General features: G+C 60.5%; 16 protein-coding genes. 11 read left to right on the top strand and 5 right to left on the bottom strand.

Annotated features, from left to right (window positions below; all coding sequences use genetic code 11):
* Positions 1–7 precede the first annotated feature (7 nt).
* From QF010_RS25900 to QF010_RS25855, 10 genes are read left to right on the top strand one after another with little or no spacing between them, the layout of a single operon-like run.
* Positions 8–580: an outer membrane lipoprotein carrier protein LolA gene (locus QF010_RS25900; RefSeq protein WP_429511303.1), complete on the top strand. Its 573-nt coding sequence runs from the start codon at positions 8–10 to the stop codon at positions 578–580.
* Positions 564–2903, top strand: coding sequence for an MMPL family transporter (locus QF010_RS25895; protein WP_429534199.1), 2340 nt, complete (start codon positions 564–566; stop codon positions 2901–2903). Before QF010_RS25900 ends, QF010_RS25895 begins: the two co-directional genes overlap by 17 nt.
* Positions 2900–4060 (top strand): cation:proton antiporter, encoded by a 1161-nt coding sequence (locus tag QF010_RS25890; protein ID WP_429534198.1) that lies wholly within the window; start codon positions 2900–2902, stop codon positions 4058–4060. The genes QF010_RS25895 and QF010_RS25890 overlap by 4 nt, the downstream gene beginning before the upstream one ends.
* The gene (locus tag QF010_RS25885; protein ID WP_429534197.1) at positions 4047–5294 is read left to right on the top strand and encodes an NAD(P)/FAD-dependent oxidoreductase; all 1248 of its coding nucleotides are present in this window, start codon (positions 4047–4049) and stop codon (positions 5292–5294) included. The genes QF010_RS25890 and QF010_RS25885 overlap by 14 nt, the downstream gene beginning before the upstream one ends.
* Complete coding sequence (locus QF010_RS25880) at positions 5291–6016, top strand: class I SAM-dependent methyltransferase (RefSeq protein ID WP_429534196.1); 726 nt, start codon at positions 5291–5293, stop codon at positions 6014–6016. Before QF010_RS25885 ends, QF010_RS25880 begins: the two co-directional genes overlap by 4 nt.
* Positions 6016–6498 carry a hypothetical protein gene (locus QF010_RS25875; protein WP_223431099.1) on the top strand — a complete coding sequence of 161 codons (483 nt, stop codon included), beginning with the start codon at positions 6016–6018 and terminating at the stop codon, positions 6496–6498. The genes QF010_RS25880 and QF010_RS25875 overlap by 1 nt, the downstream gene beginning before the upstream one ends.
* Positions 6495–7691, top strand: coding sequence for a beta-ketoacyl-[acyl-carrier-protein] synthase family protein (locus tag QF010_RS25870; protein ID WP_429534195.1), 1197 nt, complete (start codon positions 6495–6497; stop codon positions 7689–7691). Before QF010_RS25875 ends, QF010_RS25870 begins: the two co-directional genes overlap by 4 nt.
* Positions 7688–8149, top strand: a complete 462-nt coding sequence (locus QF010_RS25865) for a hotdog family protein (protein WP_033055386.1) — start codon at positions 7688–7690, stop codon at positions 8147–8149. Before QF010_RS25870 ends, QF010_RS25865 begins: the two co-directional genes overlap by 4 nt.
* Positions 8146–8874, top strand: coding sequence for a 3-ketoacyl-ACP reductase FabG2 (locus QF010_RS25860; protein ID WP_429534194.1), 729 nt, complete (start codon positions 8146–8148; stop codon positions 8872–8874). The genes QF010_RS25865 and QF010_RS25860 overlap by 4 nt, the downstream gene beginning before the upstream one ends.
* Positions 8874–10100 (top strand): beta-ketoacyl-ACP synthase, encoded by a 1227-nt coding sequence (locus QF010_RS25855; RefSeq protein WP_033055382.1) that lies wholly within the window; start codon positions 8874–8876, stop codon positions 10098–10100. The genes QF010_RS25860 and QF010_RS25855 overlap by 1 nt, the downstream gene beginning before the upstream one ends.
* A gap of 274 nt (positions 10101–10374) precedes the next feature.
* Here QF010_RS25855 and QF010_RS25850 read toward each other — a convergent pair whose 3' ends face one another.
* The 3 genes from QF010_RS25850 to QF010_RS25840 all read right to left on the bottom strand — a co-directional run bounded on the left by QF010_RS25850 (position 10375) and on the right by QF010_RS25840 (position 12052).
* Complete coding sequence (locus QF010_RS25850; RefSeq protein ID WP_033055380.1) at positions 10375–10641, bottom strand: DUF6124 family protein; 267 nt, start codon at positions 10639–10641, stop codon at positions 10375–10377.
* Positions 10642–10844: 203 nt separating this feature from the next.
* Positions 10845–11099 carry a hypothetical protein gene (locus QF010_RS25845; protein ID WP_429534193.1) on the bottom strand — a complete coding sequence of 85 codons (255 nt, stop codon included), beginning with the start codon at positions 11097–11099 and terminating at the stop codon, positions 10845–10847.
* A 50-nt stretch (positions 11100–11149) separates the two neighbouring features.
* Positions 11150–12052 carry a LysR family transcriptional regulator gene (locus QF010_RS25840; RefSeq protein ID WP_046045626.1) on the bottom strand — a complete coding sequence of 301 codons (903 nt, stop codon included), beginning with the start codon at positions 12050–12052 and terminating at the stop codon, positions 11150–11152.
* 166 nt (positions 12053–12218) lie between these two features.
* Here QF010_RS25840 and QF010_RS25835 point away from each other — a divergent pair, with 166 nt between their 5' ends.
* A complete protein-coding gene (locus tag QF010_RS25835; protein ID WP_429534209.1) occupies positions 12219–13448 on the top strand; it encodes an MFS transporter in 1230 nt (409 codons plus the stop codon).
* 1 nt (position 13449) lies between these two features.
* Here the strand turns inward: QF010_RS25835 and QF010_RS25830 are convergent, their stop codons facing one another.
* Together QF010_RS25830 and hemE are read right to left on the bottom strand one after the other, a co-directional pair.
* Positions 13450–13962: a cytochrome b gene (locus QF010_RS25830; RefSeq protein WP_033055377.1), complete on the bottom strand. Its 513-nt coding sequence runs from the start codon at positions 13960–13962 to the stop codon at positions 13450–13452.
* 256 nt (positions 13963–14218) lie between these two features.
* Positions 14219–15286, bottom strand: a complete 1068-nt coding sequence (gene hemE, locus QF010_RS25825) for a uroporphyrinogen decarboxylase (RefSeq protein ID WP_008149581.1) — start codon at positions 15284–15286, stop codon at positions 14219–14221.
* Positions 15287–15435: the final 149 nt, after the last annotated feature.

The raw sequence follows: 15435 nt of genomic DNA, 5'->3' as shown, positions 1-15435 counted from the left end.
GGGGCTGATGTTGATGGTTGGCTTTTCTTCGCTGGCGCAGGCTTTTGATTTGCAGCAGTTGAGCGATCAGCTAGCTAAACCCGACGTCATCCACGGCAATTTCATCCAGGAAAAACACCTGCGCGCCCTGCCCCAGCCGCTGACCAGCAAGGGCACTTTCGTCCTCGCTAAAAACCACGGCTTGCTCTGGCTGCTGAAAACCCCGCTGCAACAGGATTACCGCATCAGCGCCAAGGGCATCGCCCGGCGTGACGCCAATGGCTGGCAAATGCTGCCGAGCAAGAGTGCCGGTGCCGAGCAGAACCGCTTGTTCCTTGCCGTGCTGCAAGGCGACAGCAGCGGGCTGCAACGGGATTTCGAGCTTTCGCTGAGCGGCGACGCACAGAACTGGAAGCTGACACTGACCCCTCGCTCCATGCTGCTCAAGCAGGTGTTCACTCAGATCAACATCGCCGGTGGCGAACTGGTGCACAGCATCGAGTTGCTCGAAACCCAAGGCGACAGCACGCTTTTGCGCATGCAGGACAGCACCAGCACCCAACCGTTGAGCGATGCGGAGCAACATGACTTTGCCGAGTGAACGGAGTCTTCCGCGGCTATTTCTGATCCTGCTGCTGGCGGTGCTCGCGCTCGCCGGTTGGCAATGGCGTGACGGCGCCCCGCTGTCGGCCAACCTGATGGAACTGGTGCCAGGCACGGCGCCAGACGCACTGGAACTGCGCGCCGAACAACGCATGCAAGAACCGCTGAACCGAGAAATGCTGGTGCTGGTCGGCCACACCGATCGCCAGCAAGCAGTCGCCATGGCGCAGAAACTGGGCGAGCAGTGGCAGGCCAGCGGCTTGTTCGAAAAGGTCCAGTGGAACCTGCAAGCCGACCTGCCGGCGCTGCGCACGCAATTGCTCAATGGTCGACTGGCGATGTTGTCAGCGGCTGACCGGCAGCAACTGATCGAGCATCCCGACGCCTTTATCCAGCAGCGAGTGCAAGCGCTGTTCGACCCTTTCACCGGTTTCAGTCTGGTGCCGAGCCAGGATGACTGGCTGGGCCTGACCGGGCGGATCCAGAACAGCCAGCCGCAGCACGGTTCGGTGCAACTGGACATCGGCAGCGGTGCGCTGGTCGCCGATGCCGACGGCAAGAGTTGGGTGCTGCTGCGCTCGCGAACCACGGGCAACGCCTTCGACATGAACTTGCCGCTGCAAGTGGCCGATCTGCTACAGCACAGCCGTGAACAAGCCGCTCAGGCAAACGTTCAACTGCTGGCCGCCAGTGGCTTGCTCTATGCGGCCAGTGGGCAAAAACAAGCCACCCGGGAAATGACCTGGGTCGGTGGCGGTGCCACCGTGGGCATTCTATTGCTGTTGCTGCTGGCCTTCCGGCGCTGGCGGGTGTTGCTGGCCTTCGTCCCGGTGCTGGTCGGCATGCTCTTCGGTGCGGTGGCCTGTGTGGCGCTGTTCGGCCATATGCATGTGATGACGTTGGTGCTCGGTTCGAGCCTGATCGGCGTGGCAGTCGATTACCCGCTGCATTACCTGTCCAAGAGCTGGAGCCTGAAACCCTGGCACAGTTGGCCGGCCCTGCGCCTGACGTTGCCGGGCCTGACGCTGAGCCTGATCACCAGTTGCATCGGTTACCTGGCCCTGGCCTGGACACCGTTCCCGGCGCTGACCCAGATCGCCGTGTTCTCTGCCGCCGGTCTGCTCGGCGCTTATTTGTCCGCGGTGTGCCTGCTGCCGGCACTGCTCAAGGGTACAGACCTGCGGCCAGCGCAGTGGCCGCTGCGGGTGTCCGAGTTTTTGCTGGGGCGTCGTGAAGCGCTGCTCAAACTTGCGAGTACGCCGGTGCTGCTGGCGCTGCTGATTGCCTTTTGTGTGGGCGGCCTGCTGCAGCTCGACACCAAAAACGACATTCGCCAGTGGGTCGGTGCACCGCAGCAACTGACTGACGAAGCACAAACCATTGCGCGCATCACCGGCTATCAACCCACCAGCCAGTTCTTCCTGGTACGCGCGGCCAATCAGCAGCAACTGCTGGAGCGCCAAACCGCGCTGAACGAGCGACTGGATCAGTTGGTCAACCTGGAAAAACTCCAGGGTTATCTGTCGCTCAATCAACTGGTCAGCCAACCCACCGAACAGCGCAAAGTGCGTGAAGCGCTGAACACGTTGCCGCAGTTCTGGCAGCCGCTGCTCGATGTCGGCGTGCCGGCCGAGGCGCTGCAAGCAGAGCTCACGAAGTTGCAGGCACTGCCCACCGAAGACATCGACGCGGCGCTGGTCGGTCCGTTGGCGGAACCCTATCGCCCGCTGTGGCTGGGACCGACCGATGACGGCGTAGCGGCGATGGTCAGTCTGCAAGGCCTGAACAACCCCGCGCTGTTACAAGTCCAGGCCCTGGATTTGCCGGGCGTGGAACTGGTAGATCGCTTAGGTGAGTTGAACAAAGTGTTCGCCGACACCCAGATCAGCGCCGCCGAGTTGAAACTCGCTTCCTGTGCGCTGATCGTGCTGGTGCTGATCCTGCCGTTCGGCTTTGGCGGCGCGCTGCGGATCGTCTCTCTGCCGCTGCTGGCCGCGCTGTGCAGCCTGGCCAGTCTCGGCTGGCTGGGGCAACCGCTGACGCTGTTCAGCCTGTTCGGCCTGCTGCTGGTGACAGCCATCAGCGTCGATTACGCGATCCTCATGCGTGAACAGGTCGGCGGCGCGGCCGTGAGCCTGCTGGGCACCTTGCTGGCGGCGCTGACCACCTGGCTGTCGTTCGGTTTGCTGGCGGTGTCCAGCACGCCGGCGGTGAGCAACTTCGGCCTGTCGGTGAGCCTGGGGCTGGCCTTCAGCTTCATTCTTGCGCCGTGGGCCGGACGCCAGGTTCACGCCGCCCCGGTCACCGAGTCAGCCACATGATGATCGCCGTGTTCTGGGTCATGGCCCTGGCGCTGTTCGCTGTGGCCACCCGTGTCGGTCGTCACTTCGGCGTGATCCCGATTGTCAGCCAGTTGCTGCTGGCCACCTTCGGTCTGCCACTGCTGATGTACTTCTGGATCGAACCCCAGTGGCAATTGAGCGGCGCCGCGCTGGTCGCGCCAGCCTGGCTGAAAAACCTCTACAGCCTGAGTTTTGCCTTGTTGCTGGGGCACATCCTCAGTGACGTGATTGACCTGCGACTCGACCGTCAAAGCCTGAAAATCGCCCTGCCGAGTTTCTGCATTCCGTTTGCCTGTGGCCTCGCGACAGCGGTGTGGCTGTTACCGCCGCAACCCTGGATCAGTTCCCTGGCGGTCGGCCTGCTGTTCGCCATCACGGCGATTCCGGTGTTGTACTTGTACCTGCGACACATCAAATACCCACCTGCCGCGACCCGGCGATTGGTGCAGACCGCGATCCTGATCGACCTCACTTGCTGGACCCTGTTCGCCATCGCCCAGGGCAGCCTGCACCTGAGCAGCCTCCTGCTGCCGCTGGCCGGCGCCTGCCTGCCGTTGCTGCTGCGCCTGCTCGGCTTGCGCCAACCGTTGCTGCACAGCGGCTGCTTCTTCGCACTGCTGGTCGTGGCGGAACACTTCAAGCTCAATGCGCTGATTTTCGGCATCGGTTACCTGCTGTGGATGGCCGCGCTCAAAGTGCCGCTGGTGCTGCCGTTGCCGGTGATCTGGATGAGTCACTTGCAGACGTATGTCGCGATCCCGCTGATCCTCACGTTCGGCATCGTGCAGATCAACGTCCACGCGGCCATGGCCAGCCTCGGTTGGGTGCAACTGGCCGCACTGCTGCTGTTCCCGATTGTCAGCAAACTGCTGGGCAACTGGCTGGGCCTCGGTTGGGCCGGCGCTTCGTTTGAAGGCGCCAGTCGTTGGCGGGAAAGCGTCTTGCTGAATATTCGTGGTTTGAGCGAGATCGTCTTTCTCAACCTGCTGCTGCAACAACAACTCATCAGCCCGGCGCTGTACTTCGCGCTGATGGTGATGGGCTTGATCGCGACACTGCTGCCGGCACTCGCCGGCATGCACCGAACCCCTCTGAACATCGCCGTCCCGGCAAGGAGCCCCCGTGCCAACAGTTGAAATGGAACATCGTCAGGTCGTGGTGATCGGTGCAGGTCCATCGGGCGCCATCGCCGCCGCGCTGCTCAAGCGCAAAGGTCACGATGTGTTGATGATCGAACGCCAGCATTTCCCACGGTTTTCCATCGGTGAAAGCCTGTTGTCCCACTGCCTGGATTTCGTCGAAGAAGCCGGCATGCTCGAGGCGGTGAACGCCGCCGGATTCCAGTTGAAAAACGGTGCGGCATTCGCTTGGGGCGAGCACTACAGCGCCTTTGATTTCGGCGAGACGTTCAGCAACGGCAAGCCGACCACCTTCCAGGTCCATCGTGCCGATTTCGACAAGCTGCTGGCCGATCAAGCCGCGCTGCAAGGTGTGGAGGTTCGTTACGGCGAAGCCATCGTCAGCGTCGATTTCACCCTGCCGAAACCGCAGCTCGACGTGCTTCGCGAAGACGGCAGCCAGTACCGCGTCGAGGCCGATTTCGTGCTGGATGCCAGCGGCTACGGGCGTGTGTTGCCGCGCTTGCTCGACCTTGAAGCGCCGTCGGATTTCCCGGTGCGCCAGGCCGTGTTCACCCATGTCGAAGACCACATCGACAACCCGACCTTCGAGCGGGAAAAAATCCTCATTACCACCCATCCGATCCACCGTGACATCTGGTTCTGGACCATCCCGTTCAGCAATGGCCGTTGCTCGGTCGGCGTGGTCGCGGCAGCCGAACACTTCGAAGGCCGCATGGAGAACCTGGACGAGTGCCTGCGTGGGTTTATCGCTGAAACCCCAAGCCTGGCCGGCGTGTTGAACAACGCCGTATGGGATACGCCGGCTCGAACCATCGGCGGCTACTCGGCCAACGTCAAAACCCTCCACGGGCCAGGCTTTGCCCTGCTCGGCAACGCAGCGGAATTCCTCGACCCGGTGTTCTCTTCCGGCGTGACCATCGCCATGCGCTCAGCGAGCATGGCCGCCGGGGTTCTGCATCGCCAACTGCAAGGCGAACATGTCGATTGGCAGACTGAATTCGCCGTCCCGCTCAAGCGCGGCGTCGACACGTTCCGTTGCTACGTCGAAGGCTGGTACGCCGGGACGTTCCAGGATGTGATTTACCATGAGGGCGGCTCGCCGGATATTCGCCGCATGATCAGTTCGATTCTGGCCGGTTATGCCTGGGATGAGCGCAATCCATTCGTTGCCGAACCCAAGCGTCGGCTGCGGATGCTCTCGGAGCTCTGTGCAAGGGATGTCACATGAGCTACTTGAGCGACACCTACGTCGAAGAGACCCGCTTTGGTTTCTGGTTCCTGCGCAGCCACACCTGGCAGCACCATGTACTGCGAGTGGCAATCGCCGATTTGCGCAGCCTGTTCAGCGAAACACCGCCGAGCAACCCGGTGCTGCTGGATGCCGGTTGCGGTCAGGGCAAGTCGTTCCAGTACCTGCGCCAGACCTTTTCCCCCCAGCGCCTGATCGCTCTGGACGCCGACCCTCACAGCCTGAACCTGGCCGGCGAAGAAGCCGTCCGTCAGGGCATGGAGGTGGAATTGACCGGCAGCGATTGCGCGAGCATCAACGTCCCGGACGCCAGCGTCGATCTGCTGTTCTGTCACCAGACCTTCCATCATCTGGTGCAGCAGGAACAGGCACTCGCCGAGTTCTACCGCGTGCTCAAGCCCGGTGGCTATCTACTGTTCGCCGAATCCACCGAGGCTTACATTGATACTTGGGTGATCCGCTGGTTGTTCCGCCATCCGATGCACGTGCAAAAGAGCGCCGCCGGGTATCTGGACATGATTCGCCAGCAGGGTTTCGAACTCGGCCCGCAAAACGTGTCTTATCCATACTTGTGGTGGAGCCGCGCCAAGGATTTCGGCCTGTTTGAACGCTTGGGTCTGCGCCGGCCGAAGCCCTTTGGCCAACGGGAAGAAACCCTGGTCAATGTGGTCGCGCGCAAACCCCTTGATAGGTGTGCCTGATGATCCGTTTTCTGCTGTTGGGTTGCGTCCTGTTGCTGAGCGCCTGCGCCAGCCGGGCGCCGCTGCCCGAGCAAACCCCGAACCTGTCGTTGCCGCTGCAATTGCACATCCAGCGTCTGGTGGCCGACCAACGGCAGGACTGGGTGCTGGTGATCCAGCGTGAAGGCCCGGGCATTCGCTGGTCGATGATGGACTTGCTGGGCATTCCCCAGGCACGCCAGAAACTGGTCGATGGCGAGTGGCAGGCTGATGGTCTGCTGCCGCCCAATCCGGAAGCGCGAGAGCTGTTCGCCGCGCTGCTGTTTGCGCTGACCCCCAAAGATGAACTGTCGGGCAACTATCCCGCCGCGTGGCAGCATGGCTCGCAACGGTCCTTGCCAGCGCACTGGGAAGTCCGTTACTCACAACCCATGAGCTTTGAATTGAACCTGCCCAAAGGCCCGAAATATCAAGTCACGCCGCTCAGTGGGGACGCACCATGACGGCCTACCTGAATGCCCTCGGGGTGATCTGCGCCCTGGGCCGTGACAAATCCGAAGTCGCTCGCAACCTGATTGCCGGTGACTGTTCGGGCATGCGCAATGAGGCCGGCTGGGTGGCGGAGCGGTCGCTGCCCGTGGCCGCGGTTCAAGGCGAACTGGCGCCGATCCCGGCTGAGCTTGCGCCGCATGACACCCGCAATAATCAATTGCTGCTGGAAGCCGCGCTGCAAATTCGCGAAGACATCGACCAGGCGATCCAGACCTACGGCCGCGACCGCATCGGTATCGTTCTGGGCACCAGCACCTCGGGTATCGACGAAGCCAGCAGCGGCCTGGCCCATTACATCCGCGAGCATCAGTTCCCGGCCGATTACGACTACCAGCAACAGGAGCTCGGCGCTCCGGCGAACTTCCTCGCCGACTGGCTGCAACTGAGCGGCCCGGCCTATGTGATTTCCACGGCCTGCACTTCCAGCGCCCGGGCGCTGATGAGTGCTCAGCGACTGCTGGACCTGGGCGTGTGCGACGCGGTGCTGTGCGGCGGCGTCGACAGCCTGTGCAAGTTGACCCTCAACGGGTTCTCGGCGCTGGAAGCGGTGTCTGGGCAACGCTGCAACCCGTTTTCGGTGAACCGTAACGGCATCAACATTGGCGAAGCGGCGGTGCTGTTTTTGATGAGTAAAAATATCGGCGACAGCCAGCCGATCGCTCTGCTCGGCAGTGGTGCCAGCTCCGATGCCCATCACATTTCTGCGCCGGAACCGACTGGCCGTGGCGCCCTGCAAGCGATGCGCAAAGCCTTGAGCCGAGCACAACTTCAGCCACAGCAGATCGATTACCTGAACCTGCACGGCACCGCCACTCAACACAACGACGCCATGGAAAGCCTGGCGGTGGCAACGTTGTTCCCGACAGGTGTGCCGTGTTCGTCGACCAAACCCATGACCGGCCACACCCTTGGTGCGGCCGGCGCTCTGGAAGCGGCGTTCTGCTGGTTGAGCCTCAGTGCAGGCAATCGCGAGCACGCCCTGCCGCCTCACGTCTGGGACGGCCAACCGGATCCCCAGTTGCCAGCCCTGAATTGGGTGACCCCGGCCAATCGCCTGACGTCCATTGCACCTCGCTACCTGATGAGCAATTCCTTTGCCTTCGGTGGCAACAACGTCAGCCTGATTATCGGAGACGCCCCATGATTGACTGGCCGATCGCCGAACTGCTGCCGCATGCTGGCGACATGATCTTCATCGAACAGATCCTGTCGTTCGATGACGAGCAGATTTACACCCGTCTCACGGTCAGACCCAACGGCCTGTTCAGCCGCCCGGACGGCAGCCTGCCGGCCTGGGTCGGCATCGAGCTGATGGCCCAGAGTGTCGCCGCCTACGCCGGTTGCCATGCCCGTCAGCGTGGCGATGCGGTGGAGCTGGGGTTTCTGCTTGGCACCCGCAAATTCGAATGCAACGTCGAGCACTTCCCCGCTGGTACGGAGCTGACCATCCACGGCATCCGCTCGCTGGAAGACGACAACGGCATGGGCGTGTTCGAATGCCACATCACCGCCCCCGGCATTCACGCCACCGCTCGTCTGAACGTGTTCCGTCCGCCTCAGGCTGCTCAATACCTTCATGAAACCCAAGGAACCCAGCCATGACTGAATCCGTACTGATCACCGGTTCCAGCCGTGGCATCGGCCGCGCCATCGCTTTGCGTCTGGCTCAGGCCGGGCATGACATCGTGCTGCATTGCCGCAGTGGCCTGGCGGACGCTGAAGCCGTGAAGGCCGAAATCGAAGCCTTGGGGCGCAACGTGCGCATTCTGCAATTCGATGTGTCCGACCGCGCCAACTGCAGAGCCATTCTCGAAGCCGACGTGGAAACCCACGGCGCCTATTACGGTGTGGTGCTGAACGCCGGCCTGACACGCGACGGTGCTTTTCCAGCCCTGAGCGAAGATGATTGGGACATGGTGATGCGCACCAACCTCGACGGTTTCTACAACGTGTTGCACCCGGTGATGATGCCGATGATTCGTCGTCGCGCGGCCGGACGGATTGTTTGCATCACCTCGGTTTCCGGGTTGATCGGCAACCGTGGCCAGGTCAACTACAGCGCTTCCAAGGCCGGTTTGATCGGCGCGGCGAAGGCGTTGGCGATTGAATTGGGCAAGCGCAAAATTACTGTTAACTGTGTCGCACCCGGCTTGATCGATACCGCGATGCTCGATGAAAACGTGCCGGTGGAAGAACTGATGAAAATGATCCCCGCACAACGCATGGGCACCCCGGAAGAGGTGGCCAGTGCGGTGAATTTCCTGATGTCGGCGGAAGCGTCGTACATCACCCGGCAGGTTCTGGCCGTCAACGGAGGCCTGTGCTGATGAAGCGCGTCGTCGTCACCGGCATGGCCGGCATCACCTCACTCGGCAGCGATTGGGACACCATCGTTAGCAACTTCGCGGCCAACCGCAGCGGTATCCGCCGGATGGACGAGTGGGATCGCTTCACCGAACTCAACACGCGCCTGGCGGGGCCGATCGACGACTTCAAAGTGCCGAGCCACTGGACCCGCAAACAATTGCGCAGCATGGGCCGGGTCTCGCGCCTGGCGGTCGGCGCGGCAGAACAGGCGTTGGCCGATGCCGGGCTGTTGGGTGACGAATCGATCAAGGACGGACGCATGGGCGTTTCCTGCGGCTCATCCACCGGCAGCACCGACGAGATCAAGGCGTTCGGCAACATGCTGCTCAACTCGGTGGCCGAGGGGCTGAATGCCAACTCCTATGTGCGCATGATGCCGCACACCACGGCCGCGAATATCAGCATCTTCTTCGGCCTCACCGGCCGGCTGATCCCGACCTCCAGCGCTTGCACCAGCGGCAGTCAGGGCATTGGTTATGCCTACGAGTCGGTCAAGTTTGGTCGCCTGCCATTGATGCTCGCCGGCGGTGCCGAAGAACTGTGCCCGACCGAAGCGATGGTCTTCGATGCGCTCTACGCCACCAGCCTGAAAAACGATGCGCCGCAGACTTCCCCACGCCCCTACGACAGCGGCCGCGATGGCCTGGTGATCGGTGAAGGCAGCGGCATGCTGGTGCTCGAAGAACTCGAACACGCATTGGCTCGCGGTGCGCACATCCACGCCGAACTCGTCGGTTTCGGCAGCAACGCCGACGGCCAGCACGCCACCCGCCCAGAGCAGGTCACCATGCGCCGGGCCATGGAACTGGCCCTGGAAGACGCCGGGTTACAGCCTTCTGACATCGGCTACGTGAATGGCCACGGCACCGCGACTGAACAGGGCGACATTGCCGAAACACTGGCAACGAGCGCGTTGTTCGGCGAGCACATGCCGATCAGCTCGCAGAAGAGCTTCCTCGGACACACCCTTGGAGCCTGCGGTGCGCTGGAATCCTGGTTCAGCATCGAAATGATGAACCGCGACCTGTACATCCACACCCTCAACCTCGACGACGTCGACCCGCACTGCGGCAAACTCGATTACCTGCGCGGCGAGTTTCGGCAGATGAGCAACCAGTACGTGATGAACAACAACTTTGCCTTTGGTGGGGTTAATACCTCGCTGATCTTTCGGCGCTGGTCGTAACGAGGCAATGCCCGGCAGATAAAGAAACGCTGCGAGCAATGACTAACCTGTGGCGAGGGAGCTTGCTCCCGCTGGACTGCGTAGCAGTCCTTTCTTTTGGGGCCGCTTCGCGACCCAGCGGGAGCAAGCTCCCTCGCCACAATAGCGCCGTATCAAACAGGTCGGTTCGATATAGCCCCGGTCCTGCCTGGCTCTGCGATGGCTGGTTGCCCAGGATCCTCAGAGTCTCACAAGACCCTTTCGGGAAAGTAGTCAGTATTAGTGACCTGACGCACTAGAGTGGATCGAGGTTATCCAACACCCGGTTCACCGCCAATTCTCCCAGCATGATCGACTGCTGAATTCCCAGCAGTGTGTTGCTTTGCGATCCCTTCAGACACCTCGCGAAGTCACTCGCCATGACGTTGGCTGATGCCAGGGATTCACAGGCGTATTCCAGCAGAGTGTGGTTGTCGATATCGGGGGCGATGAGGAAGATTTTGCTTGGTTGGCGTGGAGCGTCCGGATCGGTGTCCGGTAGGTTTGTTGTTGTATTCGTCATGTTTCGGCTACCTACAAAGTGGAGCCACCGAGTCGCTACTAATCAAAAGGGTGGCAGCCGTACGCAGGTTAGTAGACCGGGAAACACGAACCGGCGCGCCCGAGAGCGCCCTACGCACAGCTACCATCAAAGTGCAGGCATGAAATTACCTGACTGTCCGGCATGCAAATGCGCATCGTGTAAACACGGGCTACTAAACCCGATCACTGGGAATCAGTGACGCGAATCAAGTTACCGACAGCCCCCAAGGCGCACAAGCCGGCGGATTCTGGATTAGTTGTAGGCAATGCCGCAAGGCGCTGAAGCCTTCCTAAGGTATTTCGGAAATGTCCCACGCTCATCAGCGAAGCGTCCGCTTTGGCATAGGCAACTGTGCCTTTTTTGGTGAACTTGCGGACGCTTTCGCGAGCAAGCTCGCTCCCACTGTGGATGAGTGGTGGAACAAAAATCGTGTTCACACCGCAAATCCCTGTGGGAGCGGGCTTGCCCGCGATTGACTGCGAAGCAGTCACGCCTTCAACGGCTCAACCTTACGCGTCAACAACTCCACAAACGCCTTGGCCATCGGCGACTTCTGATCCTTGCGCTGCACCAGCCACACCGCCGACACCGCCTCTGGATCGAGCAGAGGCCGATAGACCACCCCTTCGATGCGCATCCGCTGATAAGACGCCGGAAGCACCGAAACACCCAACCCCGCCGCCACTAACCCGATGATCGTCATCGCCTCGCCCGCCTCCTGAGCAAAGTGCGGACTAAACCCCGCATCCCGCGCCAGGCTGAGCAATTGTGCGTACAGACCACTGCCATAACTGCGTGGGAAAAATACGAAGGGTTCGAGGGCCAGAGCTGACAGAAACAAGCCTTCCTCACTATCGGTCACCAACGGATGCTTGGAGCTGAGCACCGCCACCAACGGCTCACGCATCAGTTCCACCACGCTGAGCGAGTCCGGCAACCCAAGCGGCCGCATGATCCCGACTTCAATCGACTCATCCACCAACGCATCGGCGACCTGGGTGCTGCTCATCTCCCGCAGGTTCAGGTGCACCGCCGGGAATCGCTGACGAAACGAAAAAATCGCCTGTGGAATGGTCGAGTTGAACGGCGCCGACGAGGTGAAGCCAATCTTCAGTTCGCCCAGCTCACCCAGCTGCGCACGCCGCGCAACATCCGCCGCCTTGTCGACCTGCGCCAACACCAGCCGCGCCTCTTCCAGAAACAGCCGGCCGGCTTCACTGAGCTCGACCCGACGATTGGTGCGTTCGAACAATCGCGCACCCACCTCCTGCTCCAGCGCCTGAATCTGCTGACTCAGCGGCGGTTGCGAGATGCCCAGCACCTGAGCGGCGCGGCCGAAGTGCAGTTCTTCGGCAACAGCAATGAAGTAGCGCAGGTGACGCAATTCCATGAAAACTCCATTAGGTCGTTAAACCTATCAAACAGGTCGAACAATATATTGGATTGAATCATTAGGCAGCTATATGCTTTTTTCATTGCCTGACCGGCTGCGTCCTCCGAGGTCCGAAGTGAAAACTGCTGTCGCTCCACTTGCCCATGAAGTTCCGCCCGCAGCGGTGGACGATGTTGTCGCCGAACTAAAGGAGATCTACATCGAAAAAGGCACGCCGATGTTCATGCGCACGGTGTTGGCGCTGTTCTGCGGCGGCTTCGCGACCTTCGCCCTGCTCTATTGCGTGCAACCGATGATGCCGCTGCTGTCCCACGAGTACTCCATCAACGCGGCCCAGAGCAGCCTGATCCTGTCGGTCGCCACCGGCATGCTCGCCATTGGCCTGCTGATCACCGGCCCGATCTCTGATCGCATCGGGCGCAAACCGGTGATGGTCGCGGCGCTGTTCGCCGCCGCGCTCTGCACAATCGCCAGCTCGATGATGCCAAGCTGGCACGGCGTGTTGGTGATGCGCGCGCTGATAGGGTTGTCGTTGAGCGGTCTGGCAGCAGTCGCCATGACGTACTTGAGCGAAGAGATCCACCCGCAGCACATCGGCCTGGCCATGGGTTTGTACATCGGCGGCAACGCGATTGGCGGGATGTGCGGACGCTTGATCACCGGCGTGTTGATCGACTTCGTCAGCTGGCACACGGCGATGCTGGTGATCGGTGGTCTGGCGCTGATCGCGGCTGCCGTGTTCTGGAAAATCCTCCCCGAGTCGCACAACTTCCGCGCCCGCTCATTGCACCCGCGAAGCTTGATTGACGGCTTCACCATACACTTTCGCGATGCCGGCCTGCCGCTGCTGTTCCTCGAAGCTTTTGTGCTGATGGGCGCGTTCGTCACCCTCTTCAACTACATCGGTTATCGCCTGCTGGCCGAGCCGTACCACATGGATCAGGCCTTCGTCGGGCTGCTCTCGGTGGTGTATCTGTCGGGTATCTACAGTTCAGCGAAAATCGGCTCGTTGGCCGACAAACTAGGCCGACGCAAAGTGCTTTGGGCGACGATCGTGCTGATGCTCGCCGGCCTTGCACTGACCATGCTGACGCCGCTGCCGGTGGTGATCATCGGCATGTTGATCTTTACCTTCGGCTTCTTCGGCGCCCATTCGGTGGCGAGTAGCTGGATCGGCCGCCGCGCCATTAAGGCCAAGGGCCAGGCGTCGTCGCTTTATCTGTTCAGCTACTACGCCGGTTCGAGCATCGCCGGTACTGCCGGCGGGGTGTTCTGGCACCTTGGCGGATGGAACGGCATTGGTTTGTTCATCGGCGGTCTGCTGGTGATTGCATTGCTGGTGGCATTGAAACTGGCGAAGTTGCCAACGTTGCCCGGCAATCAACCCGCCTGAGCTAGAACGTCATGCGTTTAAGGACCCTGCGCCCGCACATCTCGTGTTTGATCACCGCCGAGATGTGCAACGCCACCAGTATCAACAACACCACACAAGACCAAATATGGACAGTAAAAAACCTGTCGATCCAAGTTGGGTCTTCCAATGGCTGGGGAATAAAGATCAGGTCGAATATATTAATTGCCCGATCCATCATTAAAATCCCAGTGACAAGAACAACACTCGTTACTGTATAAATAAACTTGTGCATCAGGCACGCCACGTGATCCATCAGTGTTTTGTTCGTAGCGTCATCGGCACACGAATGAATAACAACCAGATAAATCCTCACCACAAAAACCGGAATAAACAACGCGGTCACCGAAACATTGACAAATCCCACCCAGTCCTTTGTTTGCGGCAACACATCAACGACCGACACATAGAATCCGGACAACAACGCCCATAAAATCACTCCTGCCGAAAGCCAGTGCAACAGCACCTGGCCGGGTGAATAACCTATTCTTCTCATCACACTCACCAAACTTAAATTAGTGGCGCGATTACAATTAGTTATCTACAGACCGTCAAGGCAACCAAACATGACTAAATATGGCATTAAGTAAGAAATTGAGAATACTGGCTCGCAAAACTTATCCACACCAAACAAACAACAAAACACTACAACAATAAAGTCGACATTAAGAATAATAAGGAAATAATCAGAAGAACTCTAATTACTGATTGCCACCCGGTTTATCGCCCCGGGCAGCAATCGAGAGAGGGTCTTACTCGTGATATTGCGCCGACAGTTCATGCACCGCGCGCAGGAAGGCGCCAGCGTGTTCCGGGTCGACTTCCGGGGTGATGCCATGGCCGAGGTTGAACACGTGGCCGCTGCCTTTGCCATAGCTGGCGAGGATGCGGCCGACTTCCGTGCGGATGGCTTCTGGCTTGGCGTACAGCACGGTTGGGTCCATGTTGCCTTGCAGCGCGACTTTGCTGCCGACGCGATCACGGGCGCTGCCGATGTCGCAGGTCCAGTCCAGGCCGAGCGCATCAGCGCCAGCGTCGGCAATGCTTTCGAGCCACAGGCCGCCGTTCTTGGTGAACAGAATGACCGGCACTTTGCGGCCTTCATGTTCGCGGATCAGGCCGCTGACGATTTTGCGCATGTAGGCCAGGGAGAACTCCTGGTACGCCGCCGCCGAGAGGCTGCCGCCCCAACTATCGAAGATCTGCACCGCTTGCGCCCCGGCCATGATCTGGCCGTTGAGGTAGCTGGTGACCGTCTGCGCGAGTTTGTCCAGCAGCAGGTGCAAGGCTTGCGGGTTGTCGTAGAGCATGGTTTTGGTCTTGCGGTAGTCTTTCGACGAGCCGCCTTCGACCATGTAGGTGGCCAGGGTCCATGGGCTGCCGGCAAAGCCGATCAGCGGCACGCGGCCGTTCAGTTCGCGGCGGATGGTGCTGACCGCGTCCATGACGTAGCCGAGGTCTTTGTGCGGATCAGGAATCGGCAGCGCTTCGATGTCAGCCATCGTGCTGATGACTTTCTTGAAGCGCGGACCTTCACCGGTTTCGAAGTACAGGCCCTGGCCCATGGCATCGGGGATGGTCAGGATGTCGGAGAACAGGATCGCCGCGTCCAGTTGTGGGTAGCGGTCGAGCGGCTGCATCGTGACTTCGCAAGCGAACTCCGGGTTCATGCACAGGCTCATGAAGTCGCCGGCCTTGGCACGGCTGGCGCGGTATTCCGGCAGGTAGCGACCGGCCTGACGCATCATCCAGACAGGCGTGACGTCTACGGGTTGCTTGAGCAGGGCGCGAAGGAAACGGTCGTTCTTCAGGGCAGTCATGTCGGCATCCGGAAAAAAAGTGCGGGCATTTTCTCAGAGCTCGACGCAAAAGGCACGGTTGCAGGTCAGCCTTTTGTCTATCGGGTCAATTTGTCGCGGTGGAACACGACTTTCTGCAACACCACGAAACAACTGTAGGAGTGAGCCTG

This window comes from Pseudomonas silensiensis, assembly GCF_050434865.1.
Taxonomy (GTDB): Bacteria; Pseudomonadota; Gammaproteobacteria; order Pseudomonadales; family Pseudomonadaceae; genus Aquipseudomonas; species Aquipseudomonas fluorescens_W.
Note: the sequence above shows the minus strand (reverse complement) of the source record. Positions and strands in the feature narration are given on the sequence as shown.

Coding starts and splice junctions, on each gene's coding strand:
- QF010_RS25900 (WP_429511303.1), top strand. CDS start 8: ATGTTGATGGTTGGCTTTTCTTCGCTGGCGCAGGCTTTTGATTTGCAG.
- hemE (WP_008149581.1), bottom strand. CDS start 15,286: ATGACTGCCCTGAAGAACGACCGTTTCCTTCGCGCCCTGCTCAAGCAA.
- QF010_RS25875 (WP_223431099.1), top strand. CDS start 6,016: ATGATCCGTTTTCTGCTGTTGGGTTGCGTCCTGTTGCTGAGCGCCTGC.
- QF010_RS25870 (WP_429534195.1), top strand. CDS start 6,495: ATGACGGCCTACCTGAATGCCCTCGGGGTGATCTGCGCCCTGGGCCGT.
- QF010_RS25855 (WP_033055382.1), top strand. CDS start 8,874: ATGAAGCGCGTCGTCGTCACCGGCATGGCCGGCATCACCTCACTCGGC.
- QF010_RS25865 (WP_033055386.1), top strand. CDS start 7,688: ATGATTGACTGGCCGATCGCCGAACTGCTGCCGCATGCTGGCGACATG.
- QF010_RS25850 (WP_033055380.1), bottom strand. CDS start 10,641: ATGACGAATACAACAACAAACCTACCGGACACCGATCCGGACGCTCCA.
- QF010_RS25860 (WP_429534194.1), top strand. CDS start 8,146: ATGACTGAATCCGTACTGATCACCGGTTCCAGCCGTGGCATCGGCCGC.
- QF010_RS25890 (WP_429534198.1), top strand. CDS start 2,900: ATGATGATCGCCGTGTTCTGGGTCATGGCCCTGGCGCTGTTCGCTGTG.
- QF010_RS25830 (WP_033055377.1), bottom strand. CDS start 13,962: ATGAGAAGAATAGGTTATTCACCCGGCCAGGTGCTGTTGCACTGGCTT.
- QF010_RS25880 (WP_429534196.1), top strand. CDS start 5,291: ATGAGCTACTTGAGCGACACCTACGTCGAAGAGACCCGCTTTGGTTTC.
- QF010_RS25895 (WP_429534199.1), top strand. CDS start 564: ATGACTTTGCCGAGTGAACGGAGTCTTCCGCGGCTATTTCTGATCCTG.
- QF010_RS25840 (WP_046045626.1), bottom strand. CDS start 12,052: ATGGAATTGCGTCACCTGCGCTACTTCATTGCTGTTGCCGAAGAACTG.